The sequence below is a fragment of the Qipengyuania citrea genome, assembly GCF_024171405.1.
Classification (GTDB): Bacteria; Pseudomonadota; Alphaproteobacteria; order Sphingomonadales; family Sphingomonadaceae; genus Qipengyuania; species Qipengyuania profunda.
The window spans coordinates 781,748-799,584 of sequence record NZ_JALJZT010000002.1 but is presented as its reverse complement, the minus strand read 5'-3'; the positions used below and the strand labels follow the sequence as shown (position 1 = coordinate 799,584).

Sequence of the window (17,837 nt, the reverse complement as noted above, 5' to 3'; positions counted from 1 at the left end):
CATGCGGTCCATGTGACTGGTCTCGGCTTCGCGCGTTCCAACACGCGTCCAACACTTCGCACTTGCGAAAGCGGCGGTCACCCGCAATGGCGTTTCACATGAGCATGACCGATCTGATCACCGCTGCACGCGTGTCCAAGGCCTGGCCGTTCCAGGAGGCGCAGCGCCTGCTCAAACGCTATCCCGATGGGGTCAAGCCCGACGGCTCGCCGGTCCTGTTTGAAACCGGCTATGGCCCCAGCGGCCTGCCGCATATCGGCACCTTCCAGGAAGTGCTGCGCACTACGTTGGTGCGCCGCGCGTTCGAAGCGCTGATCGGGGCGAAGCCCGAAGACGGCAAGACGCGGCTGGTCGCATTTTCCGACGATATGGACGGGCTGCGCAAGGTGCCCGATAACGTGCCCAACCAGCAGCTGTTGCAGGACAATCTGCACCTGCCGCTGAGCCGGGTGCCCAATCCCTTCGACAGCGACCACGCCAGCTTCGCCGCGCACAACAATGCGATGCTCCGCGAATTCCTCGACCGCTTCGGCTTCCAGTACGAGTTCGTCTCGGCCAGCGATCGCTACAATTCAGGTGCCTTCGACGAGGCGCTGCGGCAGGTGCTGCGCAAGAATCGGCAGATCCTCGACATCATGCTGCCGACGCTGCGCGAGGAACGCCGCCAGACCTATTCGCCGGTGCTGCCGGTCAGTCCGCAGACCGGACGCGTTCTGCAGGTGCCGGTCGAGGTCGTCGATGCCGAGGCGGGCACGATTCGCTTCACTGACGAGGACGGCAGCGTGGTCGAGCAATCCGCGCTTGGCGGCATGAGCAAGCTGCAGTGGAAGGTCGACTGGGCGATGCGCTGGTATGCGCTGGGCGTCGATTACGAGATGTACGGCAAGGATCTGACCGATAGCGGCGTGCAGTCGGGCAAGATCGTGCAGGTGCTGGGCGGGCGCAAGCCCGAGGGATTGATCTACGAGCTGTTCCTCGACGAGAACGGCGAGAAGATCTCCAAGTCCAAGGGCAACGGCCTGACCATCGACGAATGGCTGACCTATGGTTCGGAAGAGAGCCTCGGCTTCTACATCTTCCCCAATCCCAAGAGCGCCAAGCAGCTGCACGTCGGCGTCATCCCGCGCGCGGTGGACGATTACTGGCAGTTCCGCGAGCGGCTGGCCGAGCAGGAGCTCGACAAGCAGCTCGGCAATCCGGTGTGGCATCTGGCGCGCGCGAATGGCGGCTTCGAGGAGGCGGAGGCGCCCGGTGCAGGTGAAAGCCTGCCGGTGACCTACGGCCTGCTGCTCAACCTCGCCAGCGTGCTGGGTGCCGAAGCAAGCGAAGATGCGCTGCGCGATTACCTCGCCAGCTATATCGGCGATGGCCGCATCACGCCCGAACTCGAAGTGCTGATCGGTACTGCGGTTACCTATACGCGCGACTACATCGTCCCGACATTGTCCAAGCGCGCGCCCACCGCCAACGAAACGGACGCGCTGCGCGCCCTCGACAGCTATCTTGCGGGGGCCGCTGAAGATACCAGTGCCGAAGACCTGCAAACGCAGGTCTATGAGATCGGCAAAAGCGAAGACTATGGCTTCGCCTCGCTGCGCGACTGGTTCAAGGCGCTCTATCAGACGCTGCTCGGCAGCGACCAGGGCCCGCGCATGGGCAGTTTCATCGCGCTTTACGGGGTCGCGAATACGCGCAAGCTCATTGCCGAGGCGCTGGCGCGCGGCTGACCGGTCCAGGAACCTCGACCAAGCCTGACAGAAACGCCGGGGCCGGGACTTGCAATCCCTGTCCAACCGCGACAGTCTCTGCGCCGGATAGATCGGAAGCAGAGACGAGGGGAGGCGCCATGGGTCGCGCCATGGACGGCAACAACGGGCGGACTCCACCTTCCAGCGGGGTCGAAAAGGCAGTCGAACGCGCCGAGCATGAAGCGCGCATGGTCGGCCGTCTTGCCGATCTCAAGATCGGCTCGTCGCAGCTATTCCTGCAGACGACCGAACAGACACGCATGGCGCTGTCCATCGCCGATCCGCATCAGGACGATTGCCCGCTGGTCTATTGCAACCAGGCCTTTGTCGATCTGACTGGCTATGACCGCGACGAGATTATCGGCCGCAATTGCCGCTTCCTGCAGGGGCGCGGCACCAAGCCCTCGGCTGTCGTAAAGCTCGCCGAAGCGGTGCGGAGCGGGGAATATACGGTCGTCGATATCCTCAATTACCGCAAGGACGGTTCGTCTTTCTGGAACGCGGTCCATGTCGGCCCGATCTACGACGAGAATGGCGATCTGGCGTATTTGTTCGGTTCGCAATGGGACATCACCGAACTGCTCGCCGCGCGCGAGACGATTGTCGAGAACGAGCGCGTGGCGGAGGAATTGCGGCACAGGACCGACGATCTGTTTGCCGTCCTAGTCGCCATCGTCCGGCTGTCGGCGCGCAATTCGCAGGACGTGGGCGAACTTTCGAGCAAGATCGAGCGGCGGGTCGAAGCACTCGCGGGGGCGCACCGGGTCTCGCTGGCGGCAGAAGGGCTCAATCACGACCGCAGCAACCTGCGCGATCTCGTCGAAGCGGTCATGCGGCCCTATCGCAGTGCGCGCGGCGACCGCATCGACCTTGGCGGCGAACTCATCGAATTGCCGCGCAAGCATGTCACGCCGCTGGGCCTGACGCTGCACGAACTGGCGACCAATGCGCTCAAATACGGCGCGCTGGCGCATCAGGACGGCAAGGTCACGATCGACTGGGAGGTCGCGGAAGGCACGCTGGTGATCGAATGGGAGGAGACGCGCGGACAGGGCGCGATCCCGCTTGCGGCCAATCCCGAGATCAAGGGTACGGGTTCGGGCACGCGGCTGATCGAAGGCGTTATTCGGGGCCTTGGCGGCGGGGTCGAGATGCGCTTCGAACCCACGGGGTTCCAGGCCACCATCCGCGTACCGGCAGCGGCGCGCGCGCTCGACTGAGCAGGGTTACCCGTGTTTGCGCGTGCGGAACCACTTGGTCAGCACGTATTTCTGTCCCGCGATCACCGGGGTCCCGGCATGGAGCGTGTCCTCGTTGGGTAGCCCTTCGGGCGTGGCATTGTTCCACACCATCAGCACGCCGGGTTTCGGTTCGATCGAGGCGCCGATCTCGACGAAATGCGTATGCCCGCCTTCCTCGACCTCGTTGAGAAAGGCCATCGCGGTCCAGCAGCGTTGCCCGCCGCGCTTGCGTTCCAGCTGCCAATATTCCTGGTCGGTATAGAACCAGTCATTGTGCGGCTTGAATTCCTGCCCGGGAAGATAGCGCTGGCCCTGGATGTTTTCCCCCGTCTTGCCCGGCAGTCCGAGCAGATCGTCGATCCGCCGCGAGATCGCCTTGATGAACGGATCGTGCGGATCGAAATTGCCCGAATAGGAGGTGCGAAACTTGGCGATATAGGCGGTTTCGTGCAGCTCGCTCGGGCGCGCGACGGCATCGATCATGCCCATCAGGCGCTGGCATTCATCGGGCGAGAGGAAATTGCCAATGGCGTAGATTTCTGCCCGATCGGTGGGGATCTTGTATGCCTGCGGGTCGGCATCAAGGCGCTTGCGCACCATGGCGCCGACGCGTTTGAGAGCATCCTGGTCGGGAACGGTAGCGGTCTTTGTCATCGGGGCCCTTGTTAGCAAGCATGCGCAGGGCTTCAAGTAAGCCGCTTGCCGGGCAGGTCGCGAGCAATAGGATGGCGTCCTATCCATAGGGAGTGAATGATGAGCGAGACGCACGCACGCCGCTATTCCAAGGGAGCCATGCTGTTCCACTGGGCAATCGCGATCCTGGTGATCATGAACTGGCAGATCGCCGAACGCGTTGGATCGCTGGAGATGCCGCTCAAGGCGGAAGTTTTCGGCTATCACAAGGCCTGGGGCATGGTGATCCTCGCTATGACCCTGGGTCGGCTGATGTGGCGGTTCACGCACCGCGTTCCGCCGCTTCCCGCTGACCTCGCCCGCTGGGAAGCTGCACTGGCGCGCACGGTGCATACGATTTTCTATGTCCTGCTGATCGGTCTTCCGCTGGGCGGGTGGCTGGCCAATTCGCTGGGAGGACGTACGATCGACGTCTTCGGACTGTTCACCATTCCCGCGCTCCCGGTCGGCGAGAATAGCGATCTGGCAGGTCAGATTTTCGACGCCCATGCCCTGGGTGGATCGATTTTCATTGCCCTGATAGGCCTGCACATACTCGGCGCGCTCAAGCATACTTTCTTCGATCGCAACGGCGGTATTTTCCGCATGTTGCCCTTCGGCAAGGTGCCGGGCTGAGGCGGGCTACGAAAAAGCCCCCGCCAGTCACCTGGCGGGGGCCTGATTGCCGGCGGGACCGCTCACGAAATCCGGTCGGCGGCGTGACTTACCAGAAGAAGTTGTGAATCACGTCGACCACTTCGCCGCTGTAGATATCGACCAATAGCACGTCGTCGTAATAGCGCACCCAGCGGTAGGGGCCGTAGACCTCGGGCAGGCGATACCGCCAGGGATCGTTGATCCAGTAGCGGCTGCCGAAGAACAGGCTGCCAATCCGCAGGCCAATGCTCAGGCGGCGATAATTGTAGTTACGATAGGGCGCGTAATAGCGACCAAGCCGGTAGGTGCTGCGATTGTTGTAGCGATAGCGCTGCCAGTCGTAGCGATTGTTGTTGCGCCAGCGGCGCTGGTCCCAGCGATCGTAATCACGCCACTGGCGTCCGTCGTAATAACGCGCCCGGCGATTGTCGTGACGCACGCTGCGCGAACTGGTCCGATTGGTATCGCTACGGCTGCGGCGCTCCTCGCGCGTGTTGCGCTCGCGCTGGTCGCGGCGACCGTCGCGATAGGCTTCGCGGCGCGCGTCTTCGCGTCGGTCGGTCCGTTGTTCGCTTCGCCGTTCGCTGCGATTGCGATCAGCATTGGCGCGGTCGCGGTCGCGGTCGGCATTGGCGCGGTTGCGATCGCCCGTGGAGCTGCGGGTACGCTGCTGGATCTCGCGCCGGCTGTTGCGTTCGCGAGCCGCTTCTCCGCGCCGGTCCGAAGTGCTTGAGCCACGGGCCTGCGCAATGTCCGCGCGATTGTTGCCACGCGATTCCGTGCGCTGCACTCGCTCCACGCGTTGCGGGCGCTGTGCCTCGCGGGGCTGGGCGCGGCGTTCGCTGCGCTCCTGGCGCTCTGCGCGCGGAGCGGAGCGTCGCTGGCGAGTTTCGCCACGATCGCCGCGGTCGCGCTGGGCGCGTTCCTGCCGGTCGCGCGATTGCGCTTCGGCTTCTGCGGGCAGGGCGGTGATCGCCATCGCCGCAGCGAGAGCGCTCAGCGCGCTTCCTTTCAGGAGCTTGGTCAGATTCATGGAGCGTGTCCTCTTCTTACGCTTGGTACCGCTCCACCACCCGCGGCATTTGTCGATGTCGCAATTTGTAACACAACGGCCTGACCCCAAACTGAACCGGTCTGTCGGGCTTCCGTTCATGTTTATGCGGAGAATTATGAATTTATTGGGGGTTGGCTCCGGCTCGGTGCGCAGGCATTGCTACGGCCATGTACGATACACTCGACGAAGTCCGCGCCGATATCTCCGCCAGGCTGGCCGATGCGGCGGCAAACCGCCATTCGCCCATGCATGCGCCGGTAGTCGCGACGGGTGATGCCGATGCGCGGGTGATGGTCCTGCGCGCCTTCGATGCCGATCACTGGACGCTGCGCTTTCACACCGACGCCCGGTCGCCCAAGGTCGCGGTAATCGAAGGCGATCCGCGTATGGCGGTGCTCGCCTATGATCGCGACGCGAAGGTGCAATTGCGCCTGCGCGGGACCGCACGGATCGAACGCGACGGGGCGATGGTCGATGCGGCCTGGGCGGAAAGCACCAATTTCGCGAGGCGTTGCTATCTGGGAGAAGGGCCGGGTGCGATCTCGGATGTGCCCACCTCGGGGCTACCGCCCGAATTCGAGCGCGACGAGCCTGACGATGTCCAGCTTGTCCCCGCGCGCGAGAATTTCGCGGTGCTGCTGATGCAGGCCGAGGAGATCGACTGGTTTTCGCTGGCCCACAACGGCCATCGCCGGGCGGTACTGGCGCGCAACGGCGCCGGCCGCTGGATTGCGCCTTAGAGCCGGGGATCGGTCAAGCTTCGATCTCTCGCGCATATATCGATACGATGGCGGGCGGCCATCCACGTGCCCGATCGGGGCCGTCGGCCCGGACCGCCCGCCAGTATTGCGTCAGGCTGCCTGCTTGATCTCGCGCAGCGTGATGGCGAAGGTGATGTCTTCACCGGCCAGCGGATGGTTGCCGTCGGCCTTGATCGACTGGTCGTTCACATCGACGACATAGAGCGTCATCGGCGAACCGTCCTGCTGCTGCGCCTGCAGCGCCATCCCGGGCTGCGGGGCGGGTTCGGGCGGCAGGTTCTCGCGCGGGATTTCGATGATCAGCTCGTCGCGGCGCGGACCGAAGGCGCTGTCGCATTCGATCGCGACGGTTTCTTCGTCGCCGACTTCCATCGCGGTCAGCGCCTGCTCGATCTGCGGGAAGATCTGGCCGCTGCCCAGTTCGATGTCCTGCGGGCCTTGTTCCTCGGTGTTGCCGACCACTTCGCCGTCGCTCCGGCGCAGGACGTAGTCGATGGATACGGTGTCACCGTTTTTGGGAGTGGGCATAAATGTCCTTTTCGAAATTGGATTTTGCGGCCGCCATGGGCCGTCCGGGAACGCACTCGTAATCGAGCGCCTTGCCCCTGATTGTCGCAACTCAGCCGGTGCTAGTCAAATGCAGTCGGCGCAGCTCGCTCACTGCCTGCCGATTCATCGCCTAGGGCGGGGGATGATCCACGCGGTCCGTTAGATCACGGCGGGTTCTTCGTAGATCACGCAGCGCGCGCGGCCGGCGTGCTTGGCGCGATATAGCGCGTCGTCGGCCGACCGCAGCAGCTGGCTTTCGTCCCAGCGCACGTCATATTCCGCGATGCCTATACTGACAGTCACCGGTTCGAGGCCGGCTTTGTGCCATTCGGTAGCTGCCAGCGCGCGGCCGATGGCCAGGCAGCGTTCGCGTGCCGCAAGCGCGTCACTGCCCGGCCAGACGAAGAGGAATTCCTCGCCGCCGACGCGGCCCACCATTTCGCCCGAGCGCAAATGCGCCTCCAGCACCTGGCTGACCTTTACCAGCGTGAGATCGCCGATCTCGTGGCCGAACCGGTCGTTGATGGTTTTGAAGTGATCGATGTCGATCATCGCGATGGTGAACCGATGCCTGCCGGAAAAGGCTTTCGCTATCTGCCCGCCGATCCGGGACAGCACCTTGCGGCGGTTGGGAATGCCCGTGAGATGGTCGGTCTCGGCCAGGATCCTGACTTCGGCTGCCTCGGTCTCGGCCCGCAGCTTTGCCTGCTCGAGTTCGCGCATGGCCTCGGTGCGTTCGGTCACATCCATGATGGTGCCGAAGATGATCGCGGGCCCATGGCGAGTGTTCGTTTCCACCTCGTTGCGGCATTCGAAATAGCCCGGCGTGCCATCGCGTGAATCGATGCGGGCTTCGAATATGAACGGGATGCCGGTGTGGCGTGCGCCCGCCAGCAAGCCCATCACCCGCGGGCGGTCATCCTCGTGGAACATCTCCGCCATCTCGGTCAGTGTGGCAGGCAGGGGGTCGCGCGCCAGCATCCTGCCGGCTTCTTCCGACCAATAGATGGCATCGGTATCCGGGTCATGCCGCCAATGGCCGACCTTGGCGGCGCGCTCCGCAGCTTCGAGAAGCCGCTTGCTGGTGGCAATTTCCTCGAGATCGCGCCGGTTGCGGGCGAGCGACAGCGCAACGGGCAGGGTCGAGACCAGCAGGGCCAGCAGGTAGACCTGGAACACCAGCACCTGCTGCTCGACCGGGGGGAAGAAGGCACCCACCGGACCGAGATCGAACATCGTCAGGACCGAGCCGATCGCGGTCACGAGCAGCAGCGCGACCATCGCGCCGCTCAGACCTAATGCCGCAGTGGTGATCGAGATCGCGACCAGCGGCAGGATCAGCAAGGGGAACTCGGCCTGCCCGAAGGCCGCCAGCGCGGTCAGCGCGACGAATACGAAGGTCCAGAAGCCGCGCAGCGACAGCATGCGGGTCTCGTGCGCTTCGTCCTGATGGAGGAACATGACGACCGGGGTCACCACGAGCATGCCCAGCGTCACCGTGCTCATCCACGAGGTAAGGAACACGGTATCGAAATTGCTGGAAAGGATGCCCGCCATGATTGCGCTGGCAATGCCGCCTACCAATGCGGAGGCGGCGAAACGGAGCAGGTTGAGCGGACGCGCCAGCAGGACATGTTCCGCACGCCCGCCGCCCATCAGCACGAAGACCAGCCAGCCTTCGATCAGATTGGCAATGGTATATCCCACCGAGGGCAAGACCCCCACGCCGGACCACATATTTGCTGCAAAGCTGGCGAGGGCTACGCCGATGCTGGTCAGCTTGCGCCCGCGGGGGCCGAGCAGCAGCAGCGCAGCGACGAAAATGCCGCTGGAAGGCCAGACCGCCGCCAGGCCATCCGCACCTTGGGTGAGCTCGAGTGCGATCATCGCGCACACGAGCCAGCCGAGGCTGAAGATGATCGCCCACGTCAGTTCCGAGCCCGCCGAAACCGCAAACTTTTGCCTGCCCAACTCAGTCCCCCCTTGGCCGCGGCGTGGATGGCCGGGCCTTACCGGAGGCTTAACGCGTCAGCTTCTTGTAGGCGAGACGTGTGGGACGATCTGCCGCATCGCCGAGACGACGGCGCTTGTCTTCCTCGTAAGCTTCGAAATTGCCTTCGAACCATTCGACATGGCTGTCGCCTTCGAAGGCCAGGATATGCGTGGCGAGGCGATCGAGGAAGAAACGGTCATGCGAGATGACCACGGCGCATCCGGCGAAGTTCTCGATCGCTTCCTCGAGCGCGCCGAGCGTCTCGACGTCGAGATCGTTGGTCGGTTCGTCGAGCAGGAGGACATTGCCACCTTCCTTGAGCATCTTGGCCATGTGGACGCGGTTGCGTTCACCGCCCGACAGTTTGCCGACGTTCTTCTGCTGGTCGGCGCCCTTGAAGTTGAACGCTCCGACATAGGCACGGGTGCTGGTGTCGTGACCATTGACCTTCATGTAATCGTGCCCGTCGGAGATTTCCTCCCACACGTTCTTGCTCGGATCGAGATGGTCGCGGCTCTGGTCGACATAACCCAGATGCACGGTGGAACCGATTTCAACTGTCCCGCTATCGGGCTCTTCCTTTCCGGTAAGGATCTTGAACAGCGTCGACTTGCCTGCGCCGTTGGGGCCGATCACGCCGACGATGCCGCCCGGGGGCAGCATGAAGGAGAGGTCTTCGAAAAGCAGCTTGTCGCCATAGGCCTTGGTGATGTTCTTGGCCTCGATCACCTTGCCGCCGAGGCGTTCGGGGACCTGGATGACGATCTGCGCCTTGCCCGGCTTGCGGTCCTTCTGCGAATCCTGGAGCTGTTCGAACTTGCGGATACGCGCCTTGGACTTGGTCTGGCGCGCGGCCGGGGTCTGCCGGATCCATTCGAGTTCGCGGCCCAGCGCCTTCTGGCGCCCGCTTTCCTCGCGGCTTTCCTGCTCGAGACGCTTGGCTTTCTTCTCGAGATAGGTCGAGTAATTGCCTTCGTAGGGATAGTAGCTGCCGCGATCGAGCTCGAGGATCCATTCCACGACATTGTCGAGGAAGTAGCGGTCATGGGTGATCATCAGCACCGCACCGGCATATTCCTTGAGGTGGTTCTCAAGCCACTGGACGCTTTCGGCGTCGAGATGGTTGGTCGGTTCGTCGAGCAGCAGGATCGAGGGCTTCTGAATCAGCAGACGCGTCAGCGCGACGCGGCGCTTTTCGCCGCCCGAGAGGTCGGTCACCGACCAGTCGCCCGGCGGGCAGCGCAGCGCTTCCATCGCCACTTCGAGCTGGTTGTCGAGCGTCCAGCCGTCGACCGCGTCGATCTTGGCCTGCAAATCGCCCATTTCTTCCATCAGCGCATCGAAATCGGTGTCGTCCTGCGGATCGCCCATTTCCGCGCTGATCGCATTGAAGCGGTCGACTAGCCCGGCGGTTTCGCGTGCGCCGTCCTTGACGTTTTCGAGCACGGTCTTGCTCTCGTCGAGCTCGGGCTCCTGCTCGAGATAGCCGACGGTGATGTTCTCGCCCGGCCAGGCTTCACCGGTGAAATCGGTGTCGATCCCGGCCATGATCTTGATCAGGGTGGACTTGCCCGCCCCATTGGGGCCGACGATGCCGATCTTGGCGCCCTGGTAGAACTGCAGGTTGATGTTGCTGAGCACCGGCTTGGGCGCACCGGGGAAGGTCTTGGTCATGTCCTTCATGACGAAAGCGTACTGGGCGGCCATCGGGCGAAAATCCTTCGAGAAATGGAATTGGCTGGGCGGGCACAGTGGCCCTCATGTTTGGGGGCGCAGATAGTCGTCCGAGCCTCGCGGGGCAAGTATCACGAGGCTGCGGGGCGGGCCCCGCACGTGCTCGAAATGCAAATGCGTGTTAAGGTGCAATGATATCTGGACAAATCCGGCGAGAAAACCGAATTGGGCCGGCACTCGGGGGTTTTACCTACACCAACTATTAACCGAACCTCCTTATTGCAATGGCAGGAAGGGCAGGGGCAGTCCATGCGCGAACAGATTATGGGCCTGATCACACCGACGATGGCGATCGTGTTTTTCGCGGTCTTTCTCGTGATGTGGTGGCGGGGGAAGATGGGCAGTTATGTGCTCGGCTTCGCTGCGGCCTATCTTTTTTTCGCGATCGGCTTCGGGACCACGCATCTGTTCAATACCGGCTCGCCCTACGTCTTCCACATTACCCAGTTCTTCTATTCGATGAGCACTGCGACGGCGATCTGGGCGCTGACCAGGCGCGCGGGCCAGCCGCCCTATCTCGGCGTCCTGCTGGTGATCTACGCGCTGTCGGCGGTTACACTGGGGGTGGCCGTGGTCACTACACCCGAAATTTCCTCACGCCTGATCATCGTCAACGTCGGTTATGGCGCGATGTATCTCGTCTGTCTGATGTCGCTGCTCGGCGGGCAGCGGCGCGAGGCGATCGACAAGCTGATCATCGTCGCGCATTCGATCCTCGCCGCGCAATTCATGATCCGCCCGGTTCTGACGCTGCTGGTCGAGCAGGGGATCGCGGCGGAAGGCTATCGCCAGTCGGTTTATTACTCGGTCCTCAACCTGTCGCTGGCGCTGATCTCGCTGATGAGCGCGATGGTCCTGGTCGGCGCCTGCGTCTACGACCAGATCAAGGCGGTGCGCGAACAGGCCGAGCTCGACGGGCTGACCGGGCTGCGCACGCGGCGCGCCTTCGAACAGGATGTCGTCGAACTGCTCGAACGCGCGAAGCAGGAATGCCTGCCGGTGTCGCTGGTGGTGGCCGATATCGATCACTTCAAGGCGGTCAACGATGTCTGGGGTCACCAGGTCGGCGACCATGCGATCGCGCAATTCGGCCAGATCATCACCGGGACAATTCGCGATAGCGACCTTGCCGGGCGTATCGGCGGCGAAGAATTCTGCATTCTCGCGTGGAATTGCGACGAAACCGCGGCGGTCACCATGGCCGAGCGCATCCGCGCCAAGTTCGCGCACACACAGGTCGAGGGCATGCCCGACGATCACCGGCTCACCGCCAGCTTCGGCGCTGCCGGGCGGATCGAGGGCGAAGGTTACGGCCGACTGTTCGCGCGGACCGACGCGGCGCTCTACCGGGCCAAGGAAGGCGGCCGCAACCGTACGGTGCGCGACAGTGCGGGTAAGAAACGCAACGTGGTCACCTCGATCACGCAAAGCGTCGAGGAGCGGCGCGAAGCGAGCGTCTAGCCAGGACTCTGAGTCAAGCTGCGCTATGTCCCTGCGCCAATCCACTTGTCCTGCGAAAACAAAACCGATGTTTTTCAATCGGGCCTTAACTGTTATCACCTAGAGATCGGGTGAGAGGGTCGGGGTAGCGCATGTCAGAGAACATTTTAGCTTTGGCGAATCCGATGCTTAGCACGGTATTCGCCCTTGCGTTCTTCATCTTGTGGCGACGCGACCCCAGCGCCACTTGGATCGCGATCATAGCCGTGGGATATTTCTCCAGCGCGCTCGGGTTTTTCATTTTCCATTTCACCGACGACCCCAACGGGATCATCGCGATCGTGTTGATGCACTTGTGCTATTCGCTCGGCACGATCAGCCTGGTGTGGGGAATATGCGCACGGTACGGGCAGCCGATCAATCACAGGCTCTATATCGCGATTGCCGTTACCGGCATGATCCTGATGATCGGCGCGAGCTTCGGGGTGGATTACAATGCCCGTCTGTATACCGCCAACGCCTGTTACGGCCTGATCCTTGCTCTCGGCACCCAGACAGCCGCGCGCAAGGCAGGCACGGAGTTGCTCGACAAGGCGATAATTCTCCTTCTTGCCATCGGCACCTTCCAGTTCTTCGTCCGCCCGCTGGTCGCGATCATGGTCGAAGGGTCGATGACCGCTGCCGAATATCGCGAAACGCCGTTCTACGCCCTGATGGTCGTGTCGCTGGCGCTTGCGGCGGTATCTCTGGCGCTGATCTTGCTGGGGGCGGCCTTGACCGACCAGACCAAGGCGGTGCGCGAAGATGCGGAGCGCGATGCGCTGACCGGTTTGAAGATGCGGGGCCCCTTCGAAGCCCAGGCAATCGCCATGCTGAACCGCGCTCGCGACAAGGACGTCCCGGTGAGCGTGATCGTGGCCGATATCGATCACTTCAAGCGGGTCAACGATATCTGGGGGCACCAGGTCGGCGATACGGCGATCGCCAGCTTCGGGGACCTGCTGCGCTCGACGATCCGGGATACCGACATTGCCGGGCGCATCGGTGGGGAGGAGTTTTGCATCCTCGTGTGGAACTGCCCGGAGGAGCCCACGCTTAACCTAGCCGAACGTATCCGCGCGCGGTTCGAGCAATTGCCGATCGAGGGCATTTCGGATGACGTCCGGCTGACGGCTAGCTTCGGCGTCGCCCAATGGGTGACGGACGAAGGTTATGGCAGGCTGTTCGCGCGTGCCGACGCGGCGCTCTACCGGGCAAAGGAAGGCGGCCGCAATTCCACTTCCGCCGATGGCGACGACAGACCACGCGCCGTGGTATCCCCCCTCCAGCAGGGTCCCGATCCGCGCGAAGTACGCGCCTAGCCCAGTTCCCGTCGCAGCAAGCGCGGCATGAGCGCTGCTTGCATCGCCGCACGCAGCAGCAGGAACCCGACGAAGCTGGCCCACAACCCGTGATTGCCAAGCGGCCAGGTTAGCCACAGCATCACGCCATAGCCCGCCGCCGCACCCGCCATTGCGAGCAGGAGTGCGCGAGTCCAGCTGGCGCCCACGAACACGCCGTCGAGTACGAAACCGGCAAAACCCGCCAGCGGGATCGCCACCAGCCACGGCCACAGCGTTCGCGCTTCGGCGGCGACTGCGGCGGTGGCGGCGAAACTGTCGGTGATCGGCCCGCCGAAGAAGGCAAACAACAGCGCCAGCACGGCCGCCACGCCCAGGCAGCGCCACAGGATCGCGCGGATATAGTGCGTGAAGCCAGCGCGGTCCTTGTCTCCGGCGCGTTCGCCATTGAGCACCTGTGCGGCGTTTTCGAACCCGTCGAGCAGCAGCGCGGAAAGCACGAAGAGCTGGTACACGATCCCGTTCGCCGCGAGCGCCACCGGTCCGCGTTCTGCCCCCAGCCGGGTTAGCGCGGCAATGGCGACGATCAGCACCACCGTGCGCAGGAACAGGTCGCGATTGACCGACAGGAAGGGCCTGAGCGTCGCGAGCGACATGCTGGTGCCGGTGTGCAGCGCGGCGCGGATGTCGCTGCCTGCAATCCGCCAGATCACGACGCCCGCGACGGCGAGCTTGGCAAACTCGGCGATAAAGCTCGACCAGCCGATCCCTGCGATGCCCCAGTCGAGCGCCAGCGCGAGCCACAGGCCCAGCGCAACATTGAGCAGATTGTAGAATACCTCGATCGCCAGCACCTCGCGCATGCGGCGGCGCCCGACGAGAAAGCCGACCAGCGCGAAATTCGCCATCACGGCGGGGGCGCTCCAGTACCGGATATCGGCATAGACCAGCGCCGCGCTGCGCACCTGCGCCTCTGCACCCAGCGCGTCGAGCAACAGCGGGAGCAGCACCGGCTTGGCGAGCAGCAGCAGCGCGGCGATCGACAGGCCGACCACCAGCCCCTTGATCAGCACCTCGGCCTGCGCCTGCGCGCCCGACCGCGTACCCGCCTGCGCGACCATGCCGGTGGTGCCGGTCTTGAGGAAATTCATCACGGTGAACAGCGCCGCGAACAGCTTGGCACCGACGTCTACCGCGCCCTGCGTCGAGGCATCGCCCAGCCGCCCGACTATCCACATATCGCCAACGCCGATCAGTGCGGTGGCGACATTGGTCACCATGGCGGGCAGCGCGATGGCCCAGATCAGCCGGGTGTCGATGGCGGGAGAGGCGGCGGTGTTCAAACGGCGGAACTCCCGCAACGGCGGCTGGAAGCCTGCCGGACGAAGCCGCCCAGGCGGCGGCTACGCATTACGAAATACTGGTCGGGGAGACTGGATTCGAACCAGCGACCCCTTGTACCCAAAACAAGTGCGCTACCAGGCTGCGCCACTCCCCGACCGATTTCCCGCAAGACGCCGAGCTTGGTGGGCCCGGCAGGACTCGAACCCGCGACCTAGCCGTTATGAGCGGCCAGCTCTAACCAACTGAGCTACAGGCCCCAAGGCACGCCCTGCGGAACAGCGCGCCTAGCCCCGGGGCGAGAGGCATGCAAGCGCTAGGCGTCCACTGCCGTCATGATTTCCGCGACCGTGGTCGGGCGGACGCCGCGCATGTCGAGATAGCCGTAGACCCCGCGCAGCCAGTCATAGAGCGCGTCGAGGTCCTCTTCGGTGCGGACGTAGGGTGTGTGACCGGGCGCCAGCGAGGGGCTGTGGAAGCTCAGCACCAGTACCGGCAGGCCGTCGTCGATCGCGATATCGACCGCGCGCAGCGCCTCTTCCTTGGTCACGCCTTCTGGGGTGAGGCCAATGCGTTCGAGCAGCCCGAGCTTCGCCAGCGCGCCGCCCAGCAGCGGGAGTTTGCGGGCGAGCGGGAAGATCTGCTGGCCCTGCTTGCGCAACATGCCCCAGAATACGCTGGTAAGCGGTAGCTCGAGCAATGTGCGCTCGGCATCGGTCCAGTAAGGGACGACCGGATGGCGGCTGTAATCGGGACCGTGCGCATCGGAATAATCGTAACGCGCGCGCACCGAACTATCGATCGCCACGCCGGTCTCGCTCAACACTTTGGCGGTTTGCGGGCCGAGGCCATAGCGGCCCGCGCGATAAATCCGCGGAACGGTGCCGAAGCCTTCTTCGATCGCATCGCGCAGGCGGCAAAACTTGTCCCGCTCCAGCTCGTGCGGGAGATTGCCGGCAAAGCTATTGTACGTGGTAACTTCTTCCTCGTGCGGCGGATTGACCCAGGGGTGCAATTGCACGCCCACTTCGGCCTTTTTCGCGCGCACCGCACCGCCGATGATCTCGCGCGCCAGCGGGTCGGCCGCGATCGGCCAGTCGACCATGTAAACGGGCGAGACGCCGAGCCCTTCGCAGAACTCCTGGAAACCGGTGATCGCGCGGACATGGTCGAGCCCATAGCCATCGGCGCGAAACGGGGCGTTCCAGTCGAATTCTTCCTCGGTATCGACCGTCAGCAGCGAACGCTGGCCGAACCCGTCCGCATAGCGCGCGACCTGCGATGGGTGGGGCGGGTCGAGAAGGTTGGCATGGGCGATGGCGGTGGGTCCTAGCCGGCGGCGCGATCAGGTGCGTCAGCAGGGCTAGGCAGCGCATCCACGCCGGTCAAGAGCGGGAGCACGAGGATGAGCGCACCCTCCTCGCGCACCAGTTCGCCGCCTGCCGCGCGGGCTTCAGCGCGCGCGAGGCGGAGCGAGAAGCCGGCGCCGAAAATGCCCGAGCTCAAGGTGCTGCCACCCGAGCGGACATCGGAGACGAAGACGTCCTCGGTTTCGGCAAGCTTGGTCGGCAACTGCGCCCGCAGCGCGACCTGGTCGCCGTCCAGCGCGAGGGCAAGCGCGACGTTCTCGCCCGCTCCGGTCGCTCCCGCAAGCGTCGCCAGGATGCGCCAGCCAAGCATCTCGGCTTCGTTCTGCGCCAGCGCCATTGGGGCAGGCGCTTCGGCGATCTCTGCATCGAACCGCGCAACCCGCGGGCCCAGCACAGTCTGCAATTGGCCGACCTGCGCGCGAACGATGGCGGCAAAATCGCTCTCGCCCGCTTCCAGATCCAATTCGCCGGCCTCGAGCCGCGCCAGCCGGTCGAGCTCGTCGAACCCGGCAAGGATGCGCGCGGAATCGCCCGCGATCGTCGCGGCCAATGCGCGGTATTCATGCGGGGTCGGCCCGAAGACCTGCTGCTGGATCACCTCGGCATAGCCCTGCATCGCATTGACCGGCGTGCGCAGCTCATGAAGCAGCTGGCGCAGGCGATCGGCGCTGCGCTGGGCACGGTTGTCGACCGGTGCGAGCGCGCGGCGGAAGCGCCCGACATAGCCATAGAAGCGCCCATCGCCGCGGGTGAAACGCGGGGCGGCATCGACGATCCATTCGCCTTCGATCGCGTCGGCCCCGCGCAGGCTGATCGGCACGTCGCGGACCGGCTGGCGATTGATGAAAGCGGTGGCGAAATCCTCGCCCACCTGGCTGCCTGCGCGCCGCTGCGATAGGTCGATCCCGATCACCAATGGGGCGATTTCGGGTTCGGCCCAGTCGATCCGGCCTTCGGACCCGGTGCCGAAGCTGAACCCGTCGAGCGGTTTGCGCTGCGCCGTCTCCTCGAGCCCCGCCATCGGCAGTGTCGGCGCGCTGGCCCCCTGCGCGCCGGGCGCACGGGCCTTGCGGAACGTCTCGATCCGTTCGACCAGCGCGCGGATGCCATCGGACTTGGCAGGCATTTCCGCCCCGGGTGCGGGAGGGTTGTCTTCAGCGACTGGCACCGGCGTCGGCTGCGGATCCGCTTCAACGATGCCGCCAGGCTCATCCGCGGGCGCGGCATTCTCGTTCGCGGGGCGCAGCACCAGCGGTTCGAGCTCTTCGAGATCGATCGGGTCGCGTGTGTCCTGCGCGGCCGGTTTGCGCTGGGGCGCCGGGGTTGGCGCCGGCAGCGCGCGATCGGATACGCCAAGCCGGTCGAGTACGCGCACCGCACCGGTGGGCAAATCGCGGCGATGGCGCAGGAAGCCGCGCGCGCGGATCGGCAGGCGCGGGATCAGCGCGGCCCATTCCTTGTCGGTCAATTGCGCGCGATACAGCGCGGCCCCGGCGATGGCGGGATGCGCTTCGCCGAACCAGCGCACGAGTTCGGGGTTGCGGAAGCGCCAGCCGTTCTCTCCCACAATGCCCGCGCGTTCATCGGTCGGGATCACCTCGGCTAGTGCGATCAGCCGCAGATACGCCGCCGCCTTGAGCGCGGGATCACCACCTTGCGGCCGCTCGCCAAGCAGATCGAGCAATTGCCGGAACTGCGTCTTCGCCGCGCGCTCGCCCGCAGCGCGGTGGCGCAGCACAGTGGCAAGGCGATCGTCGAAATGCATTGATTCTCCGGGTGGCGTGGGGGTCCGCTACACGTAACCCATCGCAGCACAACGTTTCTACAGGTGTAAAACTTAGGCTGAACGGAAAGTTGCCTTCGCGTTGCAAAGCGGGACAATTGCTGGCAGAGCTAATAATGTTAGCCAAGAGGGCTGCATCGCGTTTCCAACATTT

General features: G+C 64.2%; 15 protein-coding genes and 2 tRNA genes. 7 read left to right on the top strand and 10 right to left on the bottom strand.

The features are described 5' to 3' along the window. Positions 1-98: 98 nt before the first annotated feature. Both J2S32_RS04845 and J2S32_RS04840 read left to right on the top strand, forming a co-directional pair. A complete protein-coding gene (locus J2S32_RS04845) occupies positions 99-1,727 on the top strand; it encodes a lysine--tRNA ligase (protein ID WP_253517187.1) in 1,629 nt (542 codons plus the stop codon). Between the two features lie 119 nt (positions 1,728-1,846). After that, complete coding sequence (locus J2S32_RS04840) at positions 1,847-2,968, top strand: PAS domain-containing protein (protein ID WP_253517184.1); 1,122 nt, start codon at positions 1,847-1,849, stop codon at positions 2,966-2,968. Positions 2,969-2,974: 6 nt separating this feature from the next. On the opposite strand, the gene J2S32_RS04835 is transcribed toward J2S32_RS04840, so the two are convergent. Continuing rightward, complete coding sequence (locus tag J2S32_RS04835) at positions 2,975-3,643, bottom strand: prolyl hydroxylase family protein (protein ID WP_253517181.1); 669 nt, start codon at positions 3,641-3,643, stop codon at positions 2,975-2,977. Between the two features lie 99 nt (positions 3,644-3,742). On the opposite strand from J2S32_RS04835, the gene J2S32_RS04830 reads away from it, so the two are divergent. Next, on the top strand, positions 3,743-4,297 hold the full coding sequence (locus tag J2S32_RS04830; RefSeq protein ID WP_253517178.1) for a cytochrome b: 555 nt from the start codon (positions 3,743-3,745) through the stop codon (positions 4,295-4,297). Positions 4,298-4,385: 88 nt separating this feature from the next. On the opposite strand, the gene J2S32_RS04825 is transcribed toward J2S32_RS04830, so the two are convergent. Continuing rightward, positions 4,386-5,351, bottom strand: coding sequence for an RcnB family protein (locus tag J2S32_RS04825; protein ID WP_253517176.1), 966 nt, complete (start codon positions 5,349-5,351; stop codon positions 4,386-4,388). Positions 5,352-5,539: 188 nt separating this feature from the next. Here J2S32_RS04825 and J2S32_RS04820 point away from each other — a divergent pair, with 188 nt between their 5' ends. Then, positions 5,540-6,112, top strand: coding sequence for a pyridoxamine 5'-phosphate oxidase family protein (locus tag J2S32_RS04820; RefSeq protein ID WP_253517170.1), 573 nt, complete (start codon positions 5,540-5,542; stop codon positions 6,110-6,112). A 111-nt stretch (positions 6,113-6,223) separates the two neighbouring features. Here the strand turns inward: J2S32_RS04820 and J2S32_RS04815 are convergent, their stop codons facing one another. The 3 genes from J2S32_RS04815 to ettA form a co-directional block, all read right to left on the bottom strand. Then, positions 6,224-6,661: an FKBP-type peptidyl-prolyl cis-trans isomerase gene (locus J2S32_RS04815; RefSeq protein WP_253517168.1), complete on the bottom strand. Its 438-nt coding sequence runs from the start codon at positions 6,659-6,661 to the stop codon at positions 6,224-6,226. 180 nt (positions 6,662-6,841) lie between these two features. Beyond that, positions 6,842-8,653, bottom strand: coding sequence for a sensor domain-containing diguanylate cyclase (locus tag J2S32_RS04810; protein ID WP_253517157.1), 1,812 nt, complete (start codon positions 8,651-8,653; stop codon positions 6,842-6,844). Between the two features lie 49 nt (positions 8,654-8,702). Next, positions 8,703-10,382 carry an energy-dependent translational throttle protein EttA gene (gene ettA, locus J2S32_RS04805; protein WP_253517153.1) on the bottom strand — a complete coding sequence of 560 codons (1,680 nt, stop codon included), beginning with the start codon at positions 10,380-10,382 and terminating at the stop codon, positions 8,703-8,705. A gap of 276 nt (positions 10,383-10,658) precedes the next feature. On the opposite strand from ettA, the gene J2S32_RS04800 reads away from it, so the two are divergent. Together J2S32_RS04800 and J2S32_RS04795 are read left to right on the top strand one after the other, a co-directional pair. Then, the gene (locus J2S32_RS04800) at positions 10,659-11,870 is read left to right on the top strand and encodes a GGDEF domain-containing protein (RefSeq protein ID WP_253517149.1); all 1,212 of its coding nucleotides are present in this window, start codon (positions 10,659-10,661) and stop codon (positions 11,868-11,870) included. Positions 11,871-12,034: 164 nt separating this feature from the next. Further along, a complete protein-coding gene (locus J2S32_RS04795) occupies positions 12,035-13,210 on the top strand; it encodes a GGDEF domain-containing protein (RefSeq protein WP_253517146.1) in 1,176 nt (391 codons plus the stop codon). Here the strand turns inward: J2S32_RS04795 and J2S32_RS04790 are convergent. The 4 genes from J2S32_RS04790 to J2S32_RS04775 form a co-directional block, all read right to left on the bottom strand. Beyond that, positions 13,207-14,532, bottom strand: a complete 1,326-nt coding sequence (locus J2S32_RS04790) for an MATE family efflux transporter (protein ID WP_253517144.1) — start codon at positions 14,530-14,532, stop codon at positions 13,207-13,209. The genes J2S32_RS04795 and J2S32_RS04790 overlap by 4 nt on opposite strands. A 78-nt stretch (positions 14,533-14,610) precedes the next feature. After that, a tRNA-Pro gene (locus tag J2S32_RS04785) sits at positions 14,611-14,687 on the bottom strand. Positions 14,688-14,713: 26 nt separating this feature from the next. Next, positions 14,714-14,790 (bottom strand) — tRNA-Ile (locus J2S32_RS04780). Positions 14,791-14,846: 56 nt separating this feature from the next. Further along, positions 14,847-15,635, bottom strand: coding sequence for a polysaccharide deacetylase family protein (locus tag J2S32_RS04775; RefSeq protein WP_367398970.1), 789 nt, complete (start codon positions 15,633-15,635; stop codon positions 14,847-14,849). A 60-nt stretch (positions 15,636-15,695) separates the two neighbouring features. Between J2S32_RS04775 and J2S32_RS04770 the strand changes: the two genes are divergently transcribed. Next, positions 15,696-15,863, top strand: a complete 168-nt coding sequence (locus J2S32_RS04770) for a hypothetical protein (protein ID WP_253517140.1) — start codon at positions 15,696-15,698, stop codon at positions 15,861-15,863. Here J2S32_RS04770 and J2S32_RS04765 read toward each other — a convergent pair. Then, positions 15,860-17,665, bottom strand: a complete 1,806-nt coding sequence (locus J2S32_RS04765; protein WP_253517138.1) for a sensor histidine kinase — start codon at positions 17,663-17,665, stop codon at positions 15,860-15,862. The two genes, J2S32_RS04770 and J2S32_RS04765, sit on opposite strands and share 4 nt — an antisense overlap. Positions 17,666-17,837 lie beyond the last annotated feature (172 nt).

Bases quoted from the DNA above. Each gene is read 5' to 3' on its own strand.
- J2S32_RS04815 (WP_253517168.1), bottom strand. From the start codon at position 6,661: ATGCCCACTCCCAAAAACGGTGACACCGTATCCATCGACTACGTCCTG.
- J2S32_RS04795 (WP_253517146.1), top strand. From the start codon at position 12,035: ATGCTTAGCACGGTATTCGCCCTTGCGTTCTTCATCTTGTGGCGACGC.
- J2S32_RS04775 (WP_367398970.1), bottom strand. From the start codon at position 15,635: ATGGTCGACTGGCCGATCGCGGCCGACCCGCTGGCGCGCGAGATCATC.
- J2S32_RS04830 (WP_253517178.1), top strand. From the start codon at position 3,743: ATGAGCGAGACGCACGCACGCCGCTATTCCAAGGGAGCCATGCTGTTC.
- J2S32_RS04835 (WP_253517181.1), bottom strand. From the start codon at position 3,643: ATGACAAAGACCGCTACCGTTCCCGACCAGGATGCTCTCAAACGCGTC.
- J2S32_RS04840 (WP_253517184.1), top strand. From the start codon at position 1,847: ATGGGTCGCGCCATGGACGGCAACAACGGGCGGACTCCACCTTCCAGC.
- J2S32_RS04765 (WP_253517138.1), bottom strand. From the start codon at position 17,665: ATGCATTTCGACGATCGCCTTGCCACTGTGCTGCGCCACCGCGCTGCG.
- J2S32_RS04820 (WP_253517170.1), top strand. From the start codon at position 5,540: ATGTACGATACACTCGACGAAGTCCGCGCCGATATCTCCGCCAGGCTG.
- ettA (WP_253517153.1), bottom strand. From the start codon at position 10,382: ATGGCCGCCCAGTACGCTTTCGTCATGAAGGACATGACCAAGACCTTC.
- J2S32_RS04845 (WP_253517187.1), top strand. From the start codon at position 99: ATGAGCATGACCGATCTGATCACCGCTGCACGCGTGTCCAAGGCCTGG.
- J2S32_RS04800 (WP_253517149.1), top strand. From the start codon at position 10,659: ATGCGCGAACAGATTATGGGCCTGATCACACCGACGATGGCGATCGTG.
- J2S32_RS04825 (WP_253517176.1), bottom strand. From the start codon at position 5,351: ATGAATCTGACCAAGCTCCTGAAAGGAAGCGCGCTGAGCGCTCTCGCT.
- J2S32_RS04770 (WP_253517140.1), top strand. From the start codon at position 15,696: ATGGTCGAGCCCATAGCCATCGGCGCGAAACGGGGCGTTCCAGTCGAA.